The sequence below is a fragment of the Paracoccus sp. PAR01 genome, from assembly GCF_014851995.1.
GTDB classification, from domain to species: domain Bacteria; phylum Pseudomonadota; class Alphaproteobacteria; order Rhodobacterales; family Rhodobacteraceae; genus Paracoccus; species Paracoccus litorisediminis.
Genome location: NZ_JACVAW010000009.1, coordinates 39,018 through 58,317, shown reverse-complemented (window position 1 = coordinate 58,317; position 19,300 = coordinate 39,018). Strand labels below are relative to the sequence as shown.

Annotated in this window: 22 protein-coding genes; 17 read left to right on the top strand and 5 right to left on the bottom strand. The window is 62.7% G+C overall.

Annotated features, from left to right (window positions below):
- The first annotated feature begins 2 nt into the window (after positions 1-2).
- Positions 3-878: a ParB/RepB/Spo0J family partition protein gene (locus IB235_RS14660; RefSeq protein WP_155039144.1), complete on the top strand. Its 876-nt coding sequence runs from the start codon at positions 3-5 to the stop codon at positions 876-878.
- Positions 879-951: 73 nt separating this feature from the next.
- On the opposite strand, the gene IB235_RS14655 is transcribed toward IB235_RS14660, so the two are convergent.
- Together IB235_RS14655 and hrcA are read right to left on the bottom strand one after the other, a co-directional pair.
- The gene (locus tag IB235_RS14655; protein WP_155039145.1) at positions 952-1,497 is read right to left on the bottom strand and encodes a nucleotide exchange factor GrpE; all 546 of its coding nucleotides are present in this window, start codon (positions 1,495-1,497) and stop codon (positions 952-954) included.
- Between the two features lie 4 nt (positions 1,498-1,501).
- Entirely contained in the window at positions 1,502-2,557 is a 1,056-nt protein-coding gene (hrcA, locus tag IB235_RS14650) for a heat-inducible transcriptional repressor HrcA (RefSeq protein WP_155039146.1), read from the bottom strand.
- A gap of 86 nt (positions 2,558-2,643) precedes the next feature.
- Between hrcA and rph the strand changes: the two genes are divergently transcribed.
- The 8 genes from rph to IB235_RS14610 all read left to right on the top strand — a co-directional run bounded on the left by rph (position 2,644) and on the right by IB235_RS14610 (position 8,542).
- Positions 2,644-3,357, top strand: a complete 714-nt coding sequence (rph, locus tag IB235_RS14645; protein ID WP_155039147.1) for a ribonuclease PH — start codon at positions 2,644-2,646, stop codon at positions 3,355-3,357.
- Positions 3,354-3,959, top strand: a complete 606-nt coding sequence (gene rdgB / locus IB235_RS14640) for an RdgB/HAM1 family non-canonical purine NTP pyrophosphatase (protein ID WP_192337335.1) — start codon at positions 3,354-3,356, stop codon at positions 3,957-3,959. Before rph ends, rdgB begins: the two co-directional genes overlap by 4 nt.
- The gene (locus IB235_RS14635; RefSeq protein ID WP_192337334.1) at positions 3,952-4,326 is read left to right on the top strand and encodes a RidA family protein; all 375 of its coding nucleotides are present in this window, start codon (positions 3,952-3,954) and stop codon (positions 4,324-4,326) included. The genes rdgB and IB235_RS14635 overlap by 8 nt, the downstream gene beginning before the upstream one ends.
- Positions 4,327-4,328: 2 nt before the next feature.
- Positions 4,329-5,513 carry a radical SAM family heme chaperone HemW gene (gene hemW / locus IB235_RS14630; RefSeq protein WP_192337333.1) on the top strand — a complete coding sequence of 395 codons (1,185 nt, stop codon included), beginning with the start codon at positions 4,329-4,331 and terminating at the stop codon, positions 5,511-5,513.
- A gap of 1 nt (position 5,514) precedes the next feature.
- The gene (locus tag IB235_RS14625) at positions 5,515-5,868 is read left to right on the top strand and encodes a YbaN family protein (protein ID WP_155039150.1); all 354 of its coding nucleotides are present in this window, start codon (positions 5,515-5,517) and stop codon (positions 5,866-5,868) included.
- Positions 5,869-5,976: 108 nt separating this feature from the next.
- Complete coding sequence (gene gfa, locus IB235_RS14620; RefSeq protein WP_155039151.1) at positions 5,977-6,561, top strand: S-(hydroxymethyl)glutathione synthase; 585 nt, start codon at positions 5,977-5,979, stop codon at positions 6,559-6,561.
- 131 nt (positions 6,562-6,692) lie between these two features.
- Complete coding sequence (locus IB235_RS14615; RefSeq protein WP_192337332.1) at positions 6,693-7,823, top strand: S-(hydroxymethyl)glutathione dehydrogenase/class III alcohol dehydrogenase; 1,131 nt, start codon at positions 6,693-6,695, stop codon at positions 7,821-7,823.
- 80 nt (positions 7,824-7,903) lie between these two features.
- On the top strand, positions 7,904-8,542 hold the full coding sequence (locus tag IB235_RS14610) for an ATP-dependent Clp protease proteolytic subunit (protein ID WP_155039153.1): 639 nt from the start codon (positions 7,904-7,906) through the stop codon (positions 8,540-8,542).
- A gap of 42 nt (positions 8,543-8,584) precedes the next feature.
- On the opposite strand, the gene IB235_RS14605 is transcribed toward IB235_RS14610, so the two are convergent.
- Positions 8,585-9,742: a hypothetical protein gene (locus IB235_RS14605; RefSeq protein ID WP_192337331.1), complete on the bottom strand. Its 1,158-nt coding sequence runs from the start codon at positions 9,740-9,742 to the stop codon at positions 8,585-8,587.
- A 211-nt stretch (positions 9,743-9,953) separates the two neighbouring features.
- Here IB235_RS14605 and fghA point away from each other — a divergent pair, with 211 nt between their 5' ends.
- The 5 genes from fghA to IB235_RS14580 all read left to right on the top strand — a co-directional run bounded on the left by fghA (position 9,954) and on the right by IB235_RS14580 (position 14,885).
- Positions 9,954-10,787, top strand: a complete 834-nt coding sequence (gene fghA / locus IB235_RS14600) for an S-formylglutathione hydrolase (RefSeq protein ID WP_192337330.1) — start codon at positions 9,954-9,956, stop codon at positions 10,785-10,787.
- 188 nt (positions 10,788-10,975) lie between these two features.
- Positions 10,976-12,778 (top strand): methanol/ethanol family PQQ-dependent dehydrogenase, encoded by a 1,803-nt coding sequence (locus IB235_RS14595; protein WP_155039156.1) that lies wholly within the window; start codon positions 10,976-10,978, stop codon positions 12,776-12,778.
- A 108-nt stretch (positions 12,779-12,886) separates the two neighbouring features.
- Positions 12,887-13,549, top strand: coding sequence for a c-type cytochrome, methanol metabolism-related (locus tag IB235_RS14590; RefSeq protein ID WP_192337329.1), 663 nt, complete (start codon positions 12,887-12,889; stop codon positions 13,547-13,549).
- Entirely contained in the window at positions 13,546-14,364 is an 819-nt protein-coding gene (locus IB235_RS14585; RefSeq protein ID WP_192337328.1) for a substrate-binding domain-containing protein, read from the top strand. Before IB235_RS14590 ends, IB235_RS14585 begins: the two co-directional genes overlap by 4 nt.
- Positions 14,361-14,885, top strand: coding sequence for a PQQ-dependent catabolism-associated CXXCW motif protein (locus IB235_RS14580; RefSeq protein WP_192337327.1), 525 nt, complete (start codon positions 14,361-14,363; stop codon positions 14,883-14,885). Before IB235_RS14585 ends, IB235_RS14580 begins: the two co-directional genes overlap by 4 nt.
- Here the strand turns inward: IB235_RS14580 and IB235_RS14575 are convergent.
- Positions 14,866-15,789: a YncE family protein gene (locus IB235_RS14575; protein WP_192337326.1), complete on the bottom strand. Its 924-nt coding sequence runs from the start codon at positions 15,787-15,789 to the stop codon at positions 14,866-14,868. The two genes, IB235_RS14580 and IB235_RS14575, sit on opposite strands and share 20 nt — an antisense overlap.
- Entirely contained in the window at positions 15,786-16,337 is a 552-nt protein-coding gene (locus IB235_RS14570; protein ID WP_192337325.1) for an SRPBCC family protein, read from the bottom strand. The genes IB235_RS14575 and IB235_RS14570 overlap by 4 nt, the downstream gene beginning before the upstream one ends.
- Positions 16,338-16,582: 245 nt before the next feature.
- On the opposite strand from IB235_RS14570, the gene IB235_RS14565 reads away from it, so the two are divergent.
- The 3 genes from IB235_RS14565 to IB235_RS14555 are packed head-to-tail and all read left to right on the top strand — an operon-like array spanning position 16,583 to position 19,279.
- Positions 16,583-17,722, top strand: a complete 1,140-nt coding sequence (locus IB235_RS14565; protein ID WP_225612341.1) for an ABC transporter substrate-binding protein — start codon at positions 16,583-16,585, stop codon at positions 17,720-17,722.
- Positions 17,723-17,730: 8 nt separating this feature from the next.
- Positions 17,731-18,705: a YVTN family beta-propeller repeat protein gene (locus IB235_RS14560; RefSeq protein WP_155039162.1), complete on the top strand. Its 975-nt coding sequence runs from the start codon at positions 17,731-17,733 to the stop codon at positions 18,703-18,705.
- Between the two features lie 25 nt (positions 18,706-18,730).
- Positions 18,731-19,279, top strand: coding sequence for a hypothetical protein (locus tag IB235_RS14555; RefSeq protein WP_192337323.1), 549 nt, complete (start codon positions 18,731-18,733; stop codon positions 19,277-19,279).
- Positions 19,280-19,300 lie beyond the last annotated feature (21 nt).

Below are 19,300 nucleotides of genomic sequence, written 5' to 3'. Positions count from 1 at the left end.
AAATGTCAGATAATAGACTGGAAAAACGGGGGCTTGGGCGCGGATTGTCGGCATTGATGGCGGACGTGGACCTTATTCCATCAGACAAACCGGTGCCTCGGCAGGTTCTTCCGGTAGAGCAACTGACCCCAAACCCGGACCAGCCTCGGCGTAGTTTTGCGCCTGAGTCTTTGCAGGAACTCGCAAGTTCGCTTAAAGCGAAAGGCGTCCTTCAGCCGTTGATCGTTCGACCGCATCCCAGCGATAGGGGATTGTTCCAGATCGTTGCGGGTGAGCGTCGCTGGCGGGCGGCCCAAATTGCCCAGTTGCACGAAGTCCCAGTAATTGTCCGCGATCTGGACGATACTGAGGTGCTTGAAGTCGCGATCGTCGAGAACATCCAGCGTTCTGACCTGAATGCGATCGAAGAGGCGGCCTCCTATCGTCAACTTATGGACCGTTTCGGTCATACGCAGGAGAAGCTTGGCGAAGCGCTGAACAAAAGCCGCAGCCATATTGCGAACCTGCTGCGTCTGCTCAATCTTCCAGAGCAGATTCAGAACTGGCTGAAGGAAGGTAAGCTGACGGCTGGTCACGCGCGCGCGCTGATTACGGCGCAGAATGCCGTAGATCTTGCCCGCAAGGTTATCGAGAAGAACCTATCGGTGCGTGAGACCGAGGAACTGGTTCGTCGTCAAGCCGAGGCCAACAAGCAGAAACCAGCCCGCGCCAAAGCCGAAAAAGACTCTGATACCCGTGCGTTGGAGGGCGATTTGTCGGCGCATCTTCGCATGAAGGTAGCGATCAATCATTCCGGGCAGGATGGCGGTCAGCTGGTGATTACTTACAAGGATCTGGACCAGCTGGATCAGCTTTGCCAACTTCTTGGAAATCAATAGCTCATATAGACGTTTAGCCGATATGAAATACTAGATGTAGAAAGCCCCGGTGCGAAACCGGGGCTTTTTGCGATTATTGGGCAGGGGTAGAACTGACGCCAACCTTGGCCGGGCGCAACAGCCGGTCGTGCAGCATAAAGCCATGCCCCATCACCTGAATGATGTTGCCGGCGATTGTTCCCGGAACGGGGGCCTCAAACATGGCCTCGTGCTGCAGCGGGTCGAAGCGTTCGCCGACTGCCGGGTTGATGACCTGAATGCCATGCTTGGAGAAGACATTGTTCAACTCGCGCAGGGTCAGTTCGACGCCTTCGATCAACGCACCATTCGCGCCGCGCTGCTCGTCATTGACCGAATCCAGCGCACGGGACAGGGCATCGTAGACTGGCAGCAGATCACGCGCCAGGCGCGTGCCGCCATATTGCTCGGCCTCGCGGCGTTCCTTGTCGGCGCGCTTGCGGGCATTGTCGGCATCCGCGAGGGCGCGGATGAACTTGTCCTGCAGGGCGTCCCGCTCGGCGATCAGCGCCTCGATCTCCGAGGTGTCCTCGACCGCCTCGTCCAGCGGGCTGGCAAGATCATCGCCTTCAGTCAGGCCGTTCGGGTACTCGTTCGTCATGTCCTTATCCTTTCCGGCCGGCAATCATCCGGCCGACGAGCTGGGCGGTATAGTCGACAATCGGCACGATCCTTCCATAGTTCAATCTGGTGGGTCCAATAACCCCGACCGCGCCGACAATCCTTCGGTCGGCATTCATATAGGGTGAAACCACCAGAGATGAACCGGAAAGTGAAAAAAGCTTGTTCTCGGAGCCGATGAAAATGCGCACGCCCTCGCCATGCTCTGCCAGTTCAAGGAATTCGGCGATATCCCGCTTGCGTTCGAGGTCGTCGAACAGGGTGCGGATGCGGTCCAGATCGGCCAGTTCATCGGCCAGCAGGTTGGCGCGTCCGCGGACAATCAACCGCGGGTCGGCCACATCGCCATCCCACATCGCCAATCCCGAGGCGATCAGCTCGGCGGCGATCAGGTCCAGCTTCTGACGGCTGGCCTCGATCTCATGCGAGATGCTGCTGCGCAGATCGGTCAGGGTGCGCCCCTCGGCCACCGCGTTCAGGAAGTTCGCCGCCTCACGCATCGAACTGGCGGTATGGCCGGGCGGTGGGGTAAAGACCCGGTTCTCGACCCGTCCATCCGCAAAGACCAGCACGACCAGCGCGCGATCCGGGGCGAGGCTCACGAATTCGATATGACGGACCGGCGCTTCCTGCTTTGGCATCAGCACCAGCGAGGCGCCGTGCGTCAGGGTCGACAGCGCCATGCTGACCCGGTCCAGCATCGCACCGGTATCGCCCTGATCATTGCCCAGCGTCTCCTCGATCATCTCGCGATCCGTGGTCGAGACCGGCCCCATTTCCATCAGTCCGTCTACGAACAGCCGCAGCCCCAGTTGCGTCGGCATCCGCCCGGCCGAGACATGGGGATGGTCCAGCAGACCGAAATGTTCCAGATCCTGCATCACGTTACGTATCGTGGCAGCGCTGACCTTTTCGCTCATGTCGCGGGTCAGGGTGCGCGAACCGACGGGCTCGCCGGTGGCCAGATAGGTCTCGACGACCCGGCGAAATACCTCGCGGGATCGGTCATTCAAGTCAGAGAGCAAGGCGCGGTCAGGCATGGCGGATCAATCGCGTTGGGTAACGGGTTGCGGTCAGGGGCAGGCGAGCGGTATTTGAACAGCAAAACCCCCGAAAGGAATGACCGATGCGACCCTCAGGCCGGAATTTAAGCGATATGCGTCCGATTTCAATCGAAACGGGGATCATGCGTCACGCCGAGGGCTCTTGCCTGATCTCTTGCGGGGACACGCGCGTGCTGTGCTCGGCTACGATCGAGGAAAAAGCGCCGCCCTTCCTGAAGGGTTCCGGGCAAGGCTGGGTCACCGCCGAATACGGAATGCTGCCGCGCGCCACCAACTCGCGCAACCGGCGCGAGGCTGCGGCGGGCAAGCAATCGGGCCGCACCCAGGAAATCCAGCGCCTGATCGGCCGCGCCCTGCGCGCAGGCGTCGACCGCCGCGCGCTTGGGGAACGCCAGATCGTCATCGATTGCGACGTGATCCAGGCCGATGGCGGCACGCGCTGCGCCTCGATCACCGGCGGCTGGGTCGCGCTGCGTCTGGCAGTGAATAAACTGCTCAAGGCCGGGATCATCTCGACCGATCCGATCATGGATCATGTGGCCGCAGTGTCTTGCGGGATCTATGCCGGTCAGGCGTTGCTGGATCTGGACTATGCCGAGGACAGCGAAGCCGGCACTGACGGCAACTTCATCATGACCGGCGCAGGTCGTCTGATTGAGGTGCAGATGTCCGCCGAAGGCGCGACCTTCTCGCGCGCGCAGATGAACGACCTGCTGGACCTGTCCGAGGCTGGCATCGCCGAGCTGGTCCGCGCTCAGAAAGAAGCCATCGCATGAGGAAGCTCAGCGAACGCAAGCTTCTGGTCGCGACCCATAACTCCGGCAAGCTGGACGAGATCCGCGCGATGATGGCCCCGCACGGGATTGAGGTCACCTCGGCTGGCGAGATGGGACTGGCCGAACCGGCCGAGACCGAGGATAGCTTCATCGGCAATGCCCGGATCAAGGCCCGGGCTGCCATGCTGGCGACCGGGTTGCCGGTGCTGGCCGACGACAGCGGCATTACCGTCGACGGTCTGGATGGCGCGCCCGGCGTCTATACCGCCGACTGGGCGGAAACGCCCAATGGCCGCGACTTCATGCAGGCCATGTCGCGGACATGGACCGAGCTGGACGCGCGCAATGCGCCCGAGCCCCGTACTGCCCAGTTCCGCGCCACGCTGATCCTGATGTGGCCCGACGGGCATGAGGAGATCTTCGAGGGCATCGCACCCGGTCATCTGGTCTGGCCGCCCCGTGGCGCATTGGGCCACGGCTATGACCCGATCTTTGTCCCCGACGGCCATGACCGTACCTTTGCCGAGATGACGCCCGAAGAAAAGAACAGCATCAGCCATCGCGCCGATGCCTTCAGAAAGCTTGAGGCCGCCTTTGCGTAGGATCTCGACCGGATCGCCGTTTGAAACCGCGCTCGGCTACAGCCGGGCGGTGGTCAAGGGGCCGTGGTGCTTCGTCTCGGGCACCACGGGCTATGATTATGCGGCGATGTCCATGCCGGACAGCGCCGCTGAACAGGCCCGCAACGCCTTTGCCACGATCTTTGCAACGCTGGATCAGGCCGGGTTTACACCCGCCGACATCATGCGCGTGCAATACACGATCACCGATGCCGCGCTGGTCGATGAAATCGCTCCGGTGCTGGGTGAGGCGATGAAGGATGCGTTACCTGCAGCGACAATGGTTGTAGCGGGCCTGATCAAACCCGAAATGAAGGTCGAGATCGAAGTGACCGCCTTTCGGGAGTGACAGTGACAACCACCCTTGCCCAGACCGATCCCCTTGCCGATGACTGGCGGGCAGGGGGATTCGCGCTTTACGTCCATTGGCCGTTCTGCGCCTCGAAATGCCCCTATTGCGATTTCAACAGCCATGTCTCGGCGTCGATCGACCAAAGCCGCTGGCTGGCAGCTTACCGGGTCGAGCTGGCAAGGCTGGCTCGCGAGGTTCCGGGCCGGGTTCTGAACAGCATCTTCTTTGGTGGTGGCACTCCCAGCCTGATGGCACCCGAAACCGTCGCCGGCGTGATCGATGCCGCGCGTCAGCATTGGCCCTTTGCCAATGACATCGAGATTACCCTTGAGGCCAACCCGACCAGCATCGAGATGGGCCGGTTCCGCGCCTATGCCGATGGCGGGGTCAACCGCGTCTCGATGGGGATGCAGGCCCTGAACGATGATGATCTGCGCCGTCTGGGCCGGATGCATAGCGTGGCCGAGGGGCGCGCCGCCTTTGACATTGCGCGGGAATGTTTCACGCGTGTCAGCTTTGATCTGATCTATGCGCGGCAGGATCAGGACCGCGCCCATTGGCGGCGCGAGCTGACCGAGGCCCTGTCCATGGCTGTCGATCACCTGTCCGCCTATCAGCTGACCATCGAGCCCGGCACGGCATTCGGCGCGCGTCACGCCAAGGGCGGTCTCAAGGGCCTGCCCGACGATGACCTGTCCGCCGACATGTATCAGGACACGCAAGAGATCTGCGCCGCCGCCGGGATGCCGACCTATGAGATTTCGAACCACGCCCGGCCGGGTGCCGAAAGCCGCCACAATCTGGTCTATTGGCGGCAGGGCGATTGGGCCGCGATCGGCCCCGGCGCACATGGCCGGCTGACGCTGCCAAATGGCCGCTGGGCGACCGAGGCACATCGCGCCCCCGGCGCATGGCTGGATGCGGTCGAGAAGCACGGCAATGGCGACAGCGCCCGCGAGCTGCTGACGCTTTCGGACCGCGCCGTGGAATACCTGCTGATGTGCCTGCGCCTCAGCGAAGGGATCGACATCCCCCGCTACCTTGCCCATGGCGCGACGCTGCCGCAGGATCGTCTGGCGGATCTGGTCGGCCTTGGACTGGTTGAGCAAAGGGGCGACAGGCTGGCTGCGACAGCGGCGGGCCGTCCGGTCCTGAATGGAATCCTGAGGGAGCTGGCGGAATAGGATGCGTTATCTGTGGCTCGCCCTTGGCTGGCTTTCCCTGACCATCGGGTTGTTGGGGGTGATCCTGCCGGTCATGCCGACTGTGCCCTTCCTGATCGTCGCGGTCTGGTCCTTCGCCAAATCCTCGCCGCGCCTCAGCGCCCGGATCACCCGGCATCCGACCTTTGGTCCCCAGATCCGGGCTTGGCGCAAGCGCGGTGTCATCGGCCGTCCGGCCAAGATCTGGGCGACTTTGGCCATGACCTGCGGCGTTGGCTGGTCGTTGTGGCTGGGACTGGACCCGCGGCTGATCGCCGGACAGGCGCTGGTTTGCAGTGCCATCGCGCTGTGGTTGGTCACCCGTCCCGAGGCCTGACCCTAGCCCAAGGATTACAACCTTTTGCCCACTTGCTTGCGCCCGAACGCGGCGCAAACTGCGCTCACTGAGGCCGGTCATGGCCCAGGGTCTATCGGGAGGGAGACCATGAGCGACACTTCCGGGGTAAAGATCCACCCCGCCGTTGATAACGGCATCAAACCGGCCAAAGCCGGTTTTTCGGGCGGCGAACTTCACTGCAAATGCGCAACCAACCCGGTGCGCGTCGCGGTCAAGTCTCAGACCGCCCATAACCACGTCTGTGGCTGCACCAAATGCTGGAAGCCCGATGGCGCGGTCTTCTCGCAGATCGCCGTGGTCGGACGCGATTCGGTCGAGGTGCTCAGTGGCGCCGAGAAGCTTGAAGTCGTGAACCCCGACGCGCCGATCCAGCGCTTTCGCTGCAAGGATTGTGGCGTCCACATGTATGGCCGCATCGAAAATACCGGGCACCCGTTCTATGGTCTGGATTTCGTCCATACCGAGCTTTCGGATCAGGACGGCTGGTCGGCCCCGGAATTCGCGGCCTTCGTCAGTTCGATCATCGAATCGGGCGTCGATCCCAGCCGCATGGCGGGCATCCGCGCCCGGCTCAAGGAATTGGGGCTGGAGCCCTATGATGCGCTGTCGCCGCCGCTGATGGATGCGATCGCGACCCATATCGCCAAAAAATCTGGTGCGCTCCCGGCTTGACGACGGCTGTTTCAAAGGCAAGCAGGGGGTCGGTCATACCGGCCCCCGATGCCGTCGCAGCACAAGCAGCCGGGGTCGCACGGTGACCGACATTCAGCAGGCCACCAGGCCGACTCGGAAGGAGAATCAAGATGAGAACACGTGCAGCCGTAGCGCTTGAGGCTGGCAAGCCGCTGGAGGTCATGGAAGTGAACCTTGAAGGCCCGAAGGCCGGCGAGGTCATGGTCGAGATCAAGGCGACGGGCATCTGCCATACCGACGAATTCACCCGCTCGGGCGCCGACCCGGAAGGGCTGTTCCCGGCGATCCTGGGTCATGAAGGCGCGGGCGTCGTGGTCGAGGTCGGACCGGGTGTCACCTCGGTCAAGGTCGGCGATCACGTCATTCCGCTTTACACCCCCGAATGCCGCCAATGCGCGTCCTGCCTGTCGGGCAAGACCAACCTTTGTACCGCGATCCGTGCGACGCAGGGCCAGGGGCTGATGCCGGACGGGACCAGCCGTTTCAGCATGCTGGATGGCACGCCGATCCGTCACTACATGGGTTGCTCGACCTTCTCGAACTACACCGTGCTGCCGGAAATCGCGGTCGCCAAGGTGCGCGAGGACGCGCCCTTCGACAAAATCTGCTATATCGGCTGCGGCGTCACCACCGGTATCGGCGCGGTGATCAACACCGCCAAGGTCGAGATCGGCGCGAAAGCCGTGGTCTTCGGTCTGGGCGGCATCGGGCTGAACGTCATTCAGGGCCTGCGTCTGGCTGGGGCCGACATGATCATCGGCGTCGACCTGAACAACGATAAAAAGGGCATGGCCGAACATTTCGGCATGACCCATTTCATCAACCCGAAAGAGGTCGAAGGCTCGGTCGTGCAGGAAATCGTCAACATGACGAAGACCCCGTTCGACCAGATCGGCGGCGCCGATTACAGCTTCGACGCGACCGGCAATACCAAGGTCATGCGCGACGCGCTGGAATGCACCCATCGCGGCTGGGGCCAGTCGATCATCATCGGCGTGGCGGCTGCGGGCGCGGAAATCAGCACCCGTCCGTTCCAGCTGGTCACCGGCCGGGTCTGGAAGGGCACGGCCTTTGGTGGTGCGCGCGGCCGCACCGATGTGCCGAAAATCGTCGACTGGTACATGGACGGCAAGATCGAGATCGACCCGATGATCACGCACACCATGCCGCTGGATGACATCAACAAGGGCTTCGACCTGATGCATTCGGGCGAGTCGATCCGCTCGGTCGTCCTTTACTGATCGTAAACGGCTGCTTAGTTAAAAGGACGGCGGGGCCGATTGGTCCCGCCGTCGCCATGAGGAACAGAAGGAGCAGGCCGATGCGTCACCAGTGGCTGAACGACGACGACGACGATGATGACGACGACGATCGCCCGCAGAAAGGCGACAAGGACGAAGGTCTGGGCCTGCCCGAGGGCGACAAGATCGGCAAGCTGTACTTCAAATCGCGCACGGTGATTGTCGCCGGGCCGATCAATGACAAGCTGGCGCAGCGCACTGTCGCCCATCTTCTGGCCCTGGCCGAGGACAGCGACGCGCCGATCAACATGCTGATCTCCTCGCCCGGCGGGCATGTGGAATCGGGCGACATGATCCATGACGTGATCAAGTTCATCCGCCCGACCGTGCGCACCATCGGCTCGGGTTGGGTGGCTTCGGCTGGCGCGCTGATCTTCGTCGCGGCGAAGAAGGAAAACCGCTACTGCCTGCCCAATACGCGCTTCCTGATCCACCAGCCCTCGGGTGGGATCGGCGGGACGTCCACGGACATGATGATCCAGGCGGAGCAGGTGCGCCTGATGCGCGACCGCCTGAACCAGATCTTTGCCGAGGCGACCGGCCAGACGATTGAGCGGATCGAAAAGGACACTCAGCGCGACTTCTGGCTGAATACGCAAGAGGCGCTGGATTACGGCCTGCTGGGCAAGATCATCCGCACTGTGGATGAGCTGAAATAAGATTTGGCGGGACGGGCTGTAGGGTCCGTCCCGCGAAGCCATTCAGTCCATGTCTCGGCCCCATGCATGGCCGAACTGGATGTAGAAGATCGATTCCTCCGGCCCCTTGGCCAGATCCAGCCCGACATCCAGCCCGATCTTGCGGGCCAGCTTGTAGCGGACGCCCGCGCCATAGGCCCAGATGTCACCCTCGGCATCGTAAAGCTTGGTGTGCGACACGAAGCTTTCGCCATAACCGCCAAACACGACGCCCGCCCAACGCGGGGTGAATTGCCGCCGCAGCTCGACCTCGGTGCTATAGGCCGCATCGCCCGAATAGCGACCGGATTGCACACCGCGCAGGTCGACCGAGGGCAGGGTGAAGAACGGGTTGTCGCCGTTGGTCCATTTGTATTTCGACAGGATGCCAAGGCTCCAATCCTCGCCAAAGGGCGTGAAGCTGGCCAAAGCGCCTTGACCGACCCTGAAATCCGCATCGCTGCCAAAGGCGTCGTCATAGAAATCCAGCCTCAGCACGCCATTGATGCCATCCGTCGGCGAAAGCGGATTGTTGCGGGTATCGTAATGCAGCGACGCGCCAAGGGCGATATATTGCTTGGAATCGAACAGGTTGTTGATCTGGTCGCGCACACGCGATGCGACGGGGCCCAGATCCGCGTCCTCGCCCAGGGATACGTCGGTCTGGCGATAGATCAGCCGCGGTCCGGCCCAGAAATCGGATTCACCCAGCCGCATTCGCATATTGGCGAAGCCGGCAAGGTTCTTGTTGTGATAGTCGACCGATTGGTCCAACCCGAAGGGAAAGATCGGCATGGTCATGTCGGCCGCCCCGAACCCGTATTTGTAGCGGACGCTGCCATCCCGCATGTTGCCGCTGCGCAGGATGCCCCCGGCGGTAGAGCCGTTCCCGGTCTTGGCGATGCCGATCATGGTGCGCGGCGGCTGGTCTCCGGGATGTTCGGGGGTGCGGACGAACTGACCGATGATCCCGAAGCCGCCATCCACGGCAGGCTCGGTGATGATGACCGGGACCGGGATAAAGCCGCCCCGCGCCAGAAAGGCCGAGGCGTCGATATAGTTGTCCTCGGGGTCGACAAAAATATTGAAGTCGAAACCCTTCGCCGGTCCGGTGGCGATAGTGGCGAAGCCTAGGGCGGCGCCGAACAGGGCAAAGGAAATAGATCTGCGTCTTGCGGACATAAAATGTTCCTTATCGCCGATACTTTCGGGACATTAGCACGATTCGTCTAAGCTGCTTTCCGGCCTTGGCTATTCTTGGTTGCGCGTGGCGCTGCTGCCACTTGGCGCGTATACCGCCAATTTGGTGCAGATCCGGAGATTAACGGTTGCCCCGAAGCCCGGCTTGATTTCGATTGGCCGCAGCATTCGATCTGCCCGAGGGAATAGACAGATGAAATTCGACACCGTTTCTGAAAACCGCAGTTTCGGCGGGACGCAGGGCGTCTATCGTCACAAATCCGAGGCCACCGGCACCGAGATGACCTTCGCGGTTTATCTTCCCCCGGCGGCCGAATACGGCAAGGTCCCGGTCCTGTGGTATCTGTCGGGCCTGACCTGCACCCATGAAAACGCGATGACCAAGGCCGGGGCGCAGGAATGGGCCGCTGAATTCGGTATCGCGCTGATCTTTCCCGACACCTCGCCGCGCGGCGAAGGAGTCGCCAATGATGAGGCCTATGATCTGGGGCAGGGCGCAGGCTTCTATGTCGATGCCACGCAGAAGCCGTGGGCGCCGCATTTCAAGATGTGGCACTACATCACCCATGAACTGCCCGAGCTGGTCTTCTCCAACTTTCCGCTGGACCGCGATGCGCAGGGCATCACCGGCCATTCGATGGGCGGCCATGGCGCGCTGACCATCGCGATGACCTTCCCAGAGCGCTACAAGTCGGTCTCGGCCTTTGCGCCGATCGCCAATCCGACCGAATCCGATTGGGGCCGCAAGCAGTTCACCGCCTATCTGGGCGAGGACCGTGCTGCGTGGGCACCCCATGACGCGACTCTTCTGATGCGCGAACGCGGCTTCCCCCGCGAGATCCTGATCGATCAGGGTTCCAGCGACCAGTTCCTGAACCTGCTCAAGCCCGAATCCCTGGCCCATGCCATGGCCGAGCGTCGCCAACCCGGCGAGTTCCGCATGCAGCAGGGCTATGACCACAGCTACTTCTTTGTGCAGACCTTCATGGCCGATCACGTCCGCTGGCATGCCGAAAGGCTTGCCTGATCGCATGGGCGCTTTCCCCCTGCACCATGCAGGGGGAATTCCTATTGGATTTGCCGTTTTTCCCTAAGACTTTGGTGTTACGGTCCTGTCGGCTTCGTTGACGTAAAGACAAGCGGGCACGAACACTTACCCTCGGATGGCCACCCCGCGAGGAGGAGTCGCGCTGGCCAGCAAGCGGAGGGATAATCATGAAAAGACTGCTGAAGGGCGCCACTTTGGCGCTGCTGTTGTCCGGCTCGTCTGCGCTGGCCAATGACAGCGTCATGGCAGAAATCGCGAAACCCCAGCAATGGGCGATCCAGACCGGCGACTATGCCAATACCCGCTATTCGACGCTCGACAAGATCAACAAGGACAACGTCAAGGACCTGCGGGTGTCCTGGACGTTCTCGACCGGCGTGCTGCGTGGCCATGAAGGCTCGCCGCTGGTCATCGGGGATGTGATGTTCGTCCACACCCCGTTCCCGAACAACGTCTTTGCACTGGACCTGAACGATAACGGCAAGATCCTGTGGCGCTATGAACCCCAGCAGGATCCGAACGTCATCGCGGTCATGTGCTGCGACACCGTGAACCGCGGCCTTGCCTATGCCGATGGCATGATCCTGCTGCATCAGGCCGACACCACGCTGGTGGCGCTGGACAGCAAGACCGGTGAGGTCAAATGGTCGGTCAAGACCGGCGACCCGGCGATCGGCGAAACCAACACCGCGACCGTGCTGCCGGTCAAGGACAAGGTCATCGTCGGCGTCTCGGGTGGTGAATACGGCGTACGTGGCCGCGTGACCGCCTATAGCCTGGCCGATGGCAAGGAGCTCTGGAAAGCCTATTCGACCGGCCCGGATGCCGAAATGCTCGTCGATCCGGAAAAGACCACCGTTCTGGGCAAGCCGATCGGCGCCGACAGCTCGCTGAAAAGCTGGGAAGGTGATCAGTGGAAAATCGGCGGCGGCACCACCTGGGGTTGGTATTCCTATGACCCCGAGCTGAACCTGGTCTATTACGGCACCGGCAACCCCTCGACCTGGAACCCGGCACAGCGTCCGGGCGACAACAAATGGTCGATGACCATCATGGCCCGCGACGCGGATACCGGGGTGGCCAAGTGGTTCTACCAGATGACGCCCCATGACGAATGGGACTTCGACGGGATCAACGAGATGATCCTGACCAACCAGACCCGCGACGGGAAGGAACGCAAGCTTCTGACCCACTTCGACCGGAACGGCCTTGGCTATACGCTGGACCGCGAAACCGGCGAACTGCTGGTGGCCGAGAAATACGATCCGGCGGTGAACTGGACCACTGGCGTCGACATGGACCCGAACTCGGAAACCTTCGGCCGTCCCGCCGTGGTCGCGCAGTATTCGACCGAACAGAACGGCGAGGACGTGAACTCGACCGGCATCTGCCCGGCCGCGCTTGGGACCAAGGACCAGCAACCGGCGGCCTTCTCGCCCAAGACCAACCTGTTCTACGTGCCGACCAACCACGTCTGCATGGACTATGAGCCGTTCCGCGTGGCCTATACCGCCGGTCAGCCCTATGTCGGTGCGACGCTCTCGATGTTCCCCGCGCCGAACAGCCATGGCGGCATGGGCAACTTCATCGCCTGGGACAACACCAAGGGCGAGATCAAGTGGTCGCTGCCGGAACAGTTCTCGGTCTGGTCGGGTGCGCTGGCGACTGCGGGTGACGTGGTCTTCTACGGTACGCTGGAAGGCTACCTGAAGGCCGTGGACGCCGAGACGGGCAAGGAACTTTACAAGTTCAAGACCCCGTCGGGCATCATCGGCAACGTCATGACCTATGAGCATGGCGGCAAGCAGTACATCGCCATCCTGTCCGGTGTCGGTGGCTGGGCGGGCATCGGTCTGGCCGCTGGCCTGACCAACCCGAACGAAGGTCTGGGTGCCGTGGGCGGTTATGCGGCGCTGTCGCAATATACCGAACTGGGCGGCCAGCTGACCGTGTTCGAGCTGCCCGGCTGACCTCATACTTTGGTGCCGAATAACAAACTGTGACTCGAAAAGGGCCGCTCCAAGGATAACCTTGGGGCGGCCCCGTCCTGTTCAGGGACGGAGTAGGGAGGAATATTCATGATCAACAGGACGACCGCCAGACTGATGGCGATCTGTGTCGCATGTGCGACGACCGCCATGGCCCAGACGGCCGTTGCGCAGGACAACACGACGCCTCCGGCGCAGGCCGGAGCAGGGGCGGCAGCTGCCACTTCGGGCGAAGCGCCCGCAGCCGCGCCCGCTCAGCCAGCGCCCGCGGCCCCCGCCGCAGCAGGCGGCAAGCTGGTGCTGCAGAACGGTCAGGACATGACGCCCGACCATATGGAAAACGGCCGCTGGTACACCGCCGAGGACATCCCGACCTTCAAGATCGCCGAGGATGGCACGATCGACTATGCCACCTTCTCGGGCTATCGGCGCTATTCGGCGGAATGCCATGTCTGCCATGGCCCGGACGGCGAAGGCTCGACCTATGCCCCGGCGCTGAAGAACTCGGTGCAGACACTGGACTATTACAAGTTTCAGGAAATCGTCGCCTCGGGCAAGCAGGACGTGAACACGTCCGCCAACCTGGTGATGCCGGCATTCGGCACCAACAAGAACGTTTGGTGCTATATCGACGATATCTATGTCTATCTTCTGGCACGCGGCGTGGGCGATCTGCCGCGCGGTCGCCCGGCCAAGAAGGAAGCCAAGTCGGACGATTTCACAGCGCAGGAAAACTCCTGCATGGAAGGATGATGAAACCCTTTCTTCTGTCCGCCATCATGGCGGCCTGCGTCGCGGCCTCGGCCGCATCGGCGCAGGTCGCCGATCTGCGTTCCCACACCGAGCTGCGCGTCTGCGCCGACCCGGCTGCGGTGCCGATGTCCTCCGAGGACGGCTCGGGGTTCGAGAACCGGATCGCAACCTTCCTTGGCGAAAAGCTGAACCTGCCGGTGACCTATACCTGGTTCCCGCAGGGCTCGGGCTTTATCCGCAAGACCCTGCGGGCGGGGCTGTGCGACATCGTCATCGGCTATGCTCAGGGCGATGAGATGGTCCTGAACACCAACCACTACTACACCTCGGCCTATGGGATCGTGACCCGCAAGGACAGTCCGCTGGCAAGCGTGGACCTGCTTGAGGACCCGGCGCTGAAGGACAAGCCCATCGGCGTGATCGCGGGCACGCCTCCGGCGACCAACATGGCACGGGCGGGGCTGGCCAAGAACATGAAGGGCTGGGACCTGTTCGTGGACCGCCGGGTCGAGAATCCCGTGGGCGACATGCTGGCGCAGGTCAAATCCGGCGAACTGGCGGCTGCCGTGCTGTGGGGGCCGCTGGCCGGACCGCTGGTCAAGGCCGATCCCGAATTGCAGTTCACGCCGCTGGTCAAAGAGACCACCGGCCCCAAGATGTTCTACCGCATCACCATGGGCGTCCGGCTGGGCGAGGATAGCTGGAAACGAGAGTTGAACAGCCTGATCCGCCGCAATCAGGACGGCATCGATGCGATCCTGCGCGATGCGGGTGTCCCGATCCTTGATGACTATGGCAAAGGGCTGAAGCCATGATCCGGCTGGCGGCGCTGGCGCTGATCCTAAGCGTCGCCATGGCGCAGGCGCAGGTGCCTGAGCCGCAGGACTTCCACGGTGAGCCCTACAAATCCCCGGTGCCCGCGACGCTTTCTGGCGCGCGGGTGGTGGACACGCCGCAGGCGCTGGTCCTGCATGACCAGGGTGTGCCTTTCCTTGACGTGATGCCGCGCCAGAAGCGTCCCGATGGCCTGCCAGAAGGCACGATCTGGAACGCTCCGCCGCATATGACCATTCCCGGTGCGACATGGCTTTACGACACCGGCTATGACCGCATCTCCTCGGTCGAGGAAACCCGGTTGGCCGAGGGGCTGGAGAACGCGACCAAGGGTGACAAAGCCGAGCCGGTCGTGCTGTTCTGCCGTACCGATTGCTGGATGAGCTGGAATGCCGGCAAGCGCGCCGTCCAGTTGGGCTATTCCGGCGTGATCTGGTACCCGGCAGGCAGCGATGGCTGGCAGGCGGCTGGACGCGAATTGATCACCGCTGTCGCCCCGTGAAATTGCCAAAGGCGCGGGGGCCGTCGGGCAGCTCGATCTCCCGGGTAACTGACAGGGTGGCGGCGTCGATCCAGACCAGCGTGTTCGAATCCCAATGTGCGACCACCACGCCCGAGCCGTCGGGCAGGGTGGCGATGCCCTCGGGGTAGTCGCCGGTATCCAGCGTCTGGATGACGGTCAGATCCTTGGGGTCAAAGACGGTGACGGTCCCGGCATATTGGTCGGTGACAAAGCCCCGTCCGCCCGCAAAGGCCACGCCGTAAGGATGGCTGCCGGTCGGGATCTGTCTGATCAGCTTGCCCGCAACTGGATCGACGACGCTGACCGTGTCGCTTTGCACATCTGCCGACCACAGCCGTCCGTCATGAAACGCCACTGCATAGGGATGCTTGCCAACGGCGACGCGTGCCCGCAACGCGCCCGTGGCGGCGTCGTAAATCGAGACCTGATCGTCATCCCGATCCGCCGTCGCCACCAGCTCCCCATCCACAGCGACCCCAGCCGGGGCGCGCCCGGTCGGGACGGACCAGACCGGGTTCAGCGCCCCGTCCAGTCGGATCAATTGACCCTGATACCATTCGGTCAGAAACAACCCGCCATCTGCAGCCGGGACGATGCCGAAAGCCCCTTCGGGTAGATCCAGCTGCCGCAGGATAGTGCCGCTTTCATCCAGCACAGTCAGATCCCCGGTCTTGGCCGAGACGACATAGGCCCGCCCCCGCGCCGGGTCATAGGCGACCGGGGCGGGCGCACCGGGGATCGGGGTTTCGGCCACAACCGCACCCGTCGTCAGATCGACGATGCTGACGGTTTCGGCATTCTGCGAGGTGACAAAGGCCAGATCGGCAGCATGCCCCGATCCGGCCCCGAATACCGCCAGCGCCAGCGCGGCCGGGCGGATCATTCCGCCTTGCCGAACCTTTCGGCCAGCGCGTCCAGTCCTGCCTGATAGATCCCGGTGACGGCGGCGATCGCGGCCTCATCGTTCTGATCCGGTGGCGGCTCGTTATTGGGGAAACCGCGATAGAAGCCGCCCCGCCATGCGACCGTGGCCTTGCCGCCCTCATCCTTGACGCAGATGGTCGAGGCGTAATTCGTCACCGGCAGGACCGAGACCTCGACCGCCTCGATGCGGTAGGAATAGCAGCGCTTGTCGGGCTGGATCTTGGACAGGACCTCGGTGATGGTCGGATCGCCAGCGTCGGATTTCAGATGCAGGATGCGGGTCGACTTCTCGGGCTGGTCGACCGAGCCATCGCCGGTGATCTCGGTCTTGGCGATGGCGGGATGCCAGCCCATATCCTCGAACTTGCCGATGGCGGCCCAGACTTCGTCGGGCGTGGCGTTCAGTTTCTGATCCAGTTCCAGCTTCAGCCGTACCGGACCATGCGCATGCGCCGCCCCTGCCAGCGCCAGCGTCGCGCCAAGGGTCAGGGCCAGAAATCGCTTCATCCTTCAGTCTCCTCCCGAAAGTCGCGGGCGGCGAATGGGACCGGCGCCCGGCTTGTGCCGACCTTGCCCGCCGCATTGCAGCGCGTCCACTACGACAAACGTATCGGGTGATTTTCCCCGGGTCGACCCGGGGTGTTTGCCGGGTTGGCGGGGGCGCTTTCGCCCGCCATGATGCGACGGGGAGGACGGGGATGAAAGGCAGAATCATCATACTTTTGGCGGGGTTGTGTGCGACTGGCCCGGCCATGGCGCAGCAGGCTGCGCAAAAACCTGCGCAGACCGTGCGCGCGGCGGTGCTGCGCGTCGACATGAACGAACTGCCGCCGATCTCGCGGCTGGATACGCCGCCCGCGGATCTGGGTTTTGCAGGGGCGCGGCTGGCCATCGACGATAACGACACCACCGGCCGCTTCATGGGGCAGGATTTCGAAGCGCTGGAGATCACCGCGACGCCACAGACCGCGGCTGCGGAACTGGACAAGCTGTTGGCCGAGGGTATCAGTTTCATCGTCACGCTTGCCGATGAGGAAAACACCCTGAAACTGGCCGATCAGGCCGGGGATCGCGCGCTGATCTTCAACGCCCGCGCAAAGGGCGACCGGTTGCGCGGCGCGGATTGCCGCTTCAACACCATCCACACCGCGCCCAGCCACGCGATGATGGCGGACGGGCTGGCGCAGTTCCTGATGTGGAAGAAATGGAGCGACTGGTTCCTGATCTCGGGCAGCCACCCCGAGGACATCGCGCTGGCCGACGCTTATCGCCGCGCCGCCACGAAATTCGGTGCCAAGATCGTCGAGGAACGCATCTATGAGGACACTGGCGGCGGGCGGCGCAGCGACAGCGGCCATGTGCAGGTCCAGCAACAGATGCCGGTCTTTACCCAGCGCGCCAAGGAGCATCACGTCGTCGTCGCGGCGGATGAGGCGGGGATCTTCGCACTGTGGCTGCCCTATCAGACATGGGACGCGCGGCCGGTGGTCGGCTCGGCCGGGTTGGTGCCGCATTCGTGGCACCCCTCGCTTGAGGCATGGGGCGCGACCCAGTTCCAGAACCGGTTCGAGAAGCTTGCCACCCGCACCATGAGGGACGAGGACTACCAGACCTGGCTGGCACTGCGCATGATCGGCGAGGCCGCGACGCGCACGAACAGCACGGAATCTGCCACGCTCAAGGACTTCATGCTGTCCGACCGCTTCGAGGTCGCGGGCTTCAAGGGGCAGAAGCTGACCATGCGCGACTGGGACCACCAGCTGCGCCAGCCGATCCTGCTGACCACCGGGGACGTGACCGCCTCGGTCAGCCCGCAGGACCAGTATCTGCACCAGACCTCGGCGCTGGACACGCTGGGCATCGACCGTCCCGAAACCCAATGCAAATTCTGAGGCCAAAGATGAACCATCTTTCGACAGCCATCCTGACCTCGGCGATTTGCCTTGGGCTGGGCACGCCCGCCTTGGCGAACCGTGTCTTTGTCAGCAATGAAAAGGGCAATGACGTCACCGTTCTGGACAGCGAAACGCTGGAGGTGATCGGCCATTACCCGGTCGGTGCGCGTCCGCGCGGCATCACCATCAGCCCCGACGGCAAGGAACTGTATGTCTGCGCCTCGGACGACGATCTGGTGCGGGTCTTCAACCCCGAGACGATGGAGGAAACCCACACCCTGCCATCCGGTCCCGATCCCGAACTGTTCGTCCTGCACCCCTCGGGCAATCCGCTTTATATCGCCAATGAGGACGACAACCTGGTGACCGTGGTCGATACCAAGACCCACAAGATGCTGGCGGAAATCCCGGTTGGGGTCGAACCCGAGGGCATGGGCATCAGCCCCGATGGCAAGGTGGTCATCAACACCTCGGAAACCACCAACATGGCGCATTTCATCAATTCCGAGACGTTTGAAATCTTTGCCAATGTGCTGGTCGACAGTCGCCCGCGCTTTGCCCAGTACAATGATGCGGGGACCAAGCTTTACGTCAGCTCGGAAATCGGCGGGACGGTCAGCGTGATCAATCCCGAAACCCAGACCATTGAAAAGAAGATCAGCTTCGACATCCCCGGCGTCCTGCCCGAGGCGATCCAGCCGGTCGGCGTGCGCGTCACCAAGGATGGCAAGAAGGTTTTCGTGGCGCTTGGCCCCGCCAACCGCGTCGCCGTCATAAATGGCGAAACCGATGAGGTCGAGGATTACCTGCTGGTCGGTCAGCGCGTCTGGCAGATGGGCTTCACCCCGGACGAAAAATACCTGTTCACGACGAACGGCAATTCGAACGACGTGTCGGTGATCGATGTGGCGGCGAACAAGGTCGTGAAATCCATCCCGGTAGGGCAGCAGCCTTGGGGCGTGGTGGTCGCGCCGAACTGACAAATCAAATACGGAGGAGGAACAGATGACCCGTTTGCTGACGATCCTGATGCTGATGGCCGGCCTTGCCGCCCCCGCCTATGCTCAGGAAGCCCCCAAGCCCAAGCCCGAGGATGCCGCGGCTCAGGCCGCCGAGATGGAGGAGGGAGAGGAGGAAGAAGCCGAGGCTGCCGCTGACGGCGTGCATGAGGCCGCCGCAAAATTCGACTATGGTTTCTCGGGGATGCTGGCCCGCGACAACCGCACCCAGCTTGCGCCGCTGACTCTGGCCTCGGGCAAGCCGGTTGCCAGCGCGGAATACAAGCTGAAATCGGGCGGCTATTACCGCATCGACATCACCGCCGATGGCAGCCAGGAACTGGCGCTGTCGGGTGGCGACTTCTTCCGCGCGGTCTGGGTCAATGAGATCGTCATCAACGATATCGAGATCCGTCCGATGGGGGTCCATTCGCTGGAATTCGACGATGCCGGCACCGCCTCGCTCAGTTTCGTTGCGATTGTGCCGGGACGCTATACGCTGTCCATTCCCGGCTCGCATGGCGAAACCCAGCAGGCAGTGTTCAACATCCAATAACCGCAAAGGGGGTGCGGGCCC

Coding starts and splice junctions, on each gene's coding strand:
- IB235_RS14660 (WP_155039144.1), top strand. CDS start 3: ATGTCAGATAATAGACTGGAAAAACGGGGGCTTGGGCGCGGATTGTCG.
- IB235_RS14655 (WP_155039145.1), bottom strand. CDS start 1,497: ATGACGAACGAGTACCCGAACGGCCTGACTGAAGGCGATGATCTTGCC.
- hrcA (WP_155039146.1), bottom strand. CDS start 2,557: ATGCCTGACCGCGCCTTGCTCTCTGACTTGAATGACCGATCCCGCGAG.
- rph (WP_155039147.1), top strand. CDS start 2,644: ATGCGACCCTCAGGCCGGAATTTAAGCGATATGCGTCCGATTTCAATC.
- rdgB (WP_192337335.1), top strand. CDS start 3,354: ATGAGGAAGCTCAGCGAACGCAAGCTTCTGGTCGCGACCCATAACTCC.
- IB235_RS14625 (WP_155039150.1), top strand. CDS start 5,515: ATGCGTTATCTGTGGCTCGCCCTTGGCTGGCTTTCCCTGACCATCGGG.
- gfa (WP_155039151.1), top strand. CDS start 5,977: ATGAGCGACACTTCCGGGGTAAAGATCCACCCCGCCGTTGATAACGGC.
- IB235_RS14615 (WP_192337332.1), top strand. CDS start 6,693: ATGAGAACACGTGCAGCCGTAGCGCTTGAGGCTGGCAAGCCGCTGGAG.
- IB235_RS14610 (WP_155039153.1), top strand. CDS start 7,904: ATGCGTCACCAGTGGCTGAACGACGACGACGACGATGATGACGACGAC.
- IB235_RS14605 (WP_192337331.1), bottom strand. CDS start 9,742: ATGTCCGCAAGACGCAGATCTATTTCCTTTGCCCTGTTCGGCGCCGCC.
- fghA (WP_192337330.1), top strand. CDS start 9,954: ATGAAATTCGACACCGTTTCTGAAAACCGCAGTTTCGGCGGGACGCAG.
- IB235_RS14595 (WP_155039156.1), top strand. CDS start 10,976: ATGAAAAGACTGCTGAAGGGCGCCACTTTGGCGCTGCTGTTGTCCGGC.
- IB235_RS14590 (WP_192337329.1), top strand. CDS start 12,887: ATGATCAACAGGACGACCGCCAGACTGATGGCGATCTGTGTCGCATGT.
- IB235_RS14585 (WP_192337328.1), top strand. CDS start 13,546: ATGATGAAACCCTTTCTTCTGTCCGCCATCATGGCGGCCTGCGTCGCG.
- IB235_RS14580 (WP_192337327.1), top strand. CDS start 14,361: ATGATCCGGCTGGCGGCGCTGGCGCTGATCCTAAGCGTCGCCATGGCG.
- IB235_RS14575 (WP_192337326.1), bottom strand. CDS start 15,789: ATGATCCGCCCGGCCGCGCTGGCGCTGGCGGTATTCGGGGCCGGATCG.
- IB235_RS14570 (WP_192337325.1), bottom strand. CDS start 16,337: ATGAAGCGATTTCTGGCCCTGACCCTTGGCGCGACGCTGGCGCTGGCA.
- IB235_RS14565 (WP_225612341.1), top strand. CDS start 16,583: ATGGCGCAGCAGGCTGCGCAAAAACCTGCGCAGACCGTGCGCGCGGCG.
- IB235_RS14560 (WP_155039162.1), top strand. CDS start 17,731: ATGAACCATCTTTCGACAGCCATCCTGACCTCGGCGATTTGCCTTGGG.
- IB235_RS14555 (WP_192337323.1), top strand. CDS start 18,731: ATGACCCGTTTGCTGACGATCCTGATGCTGATGGCCGGCCTTGCCGCC.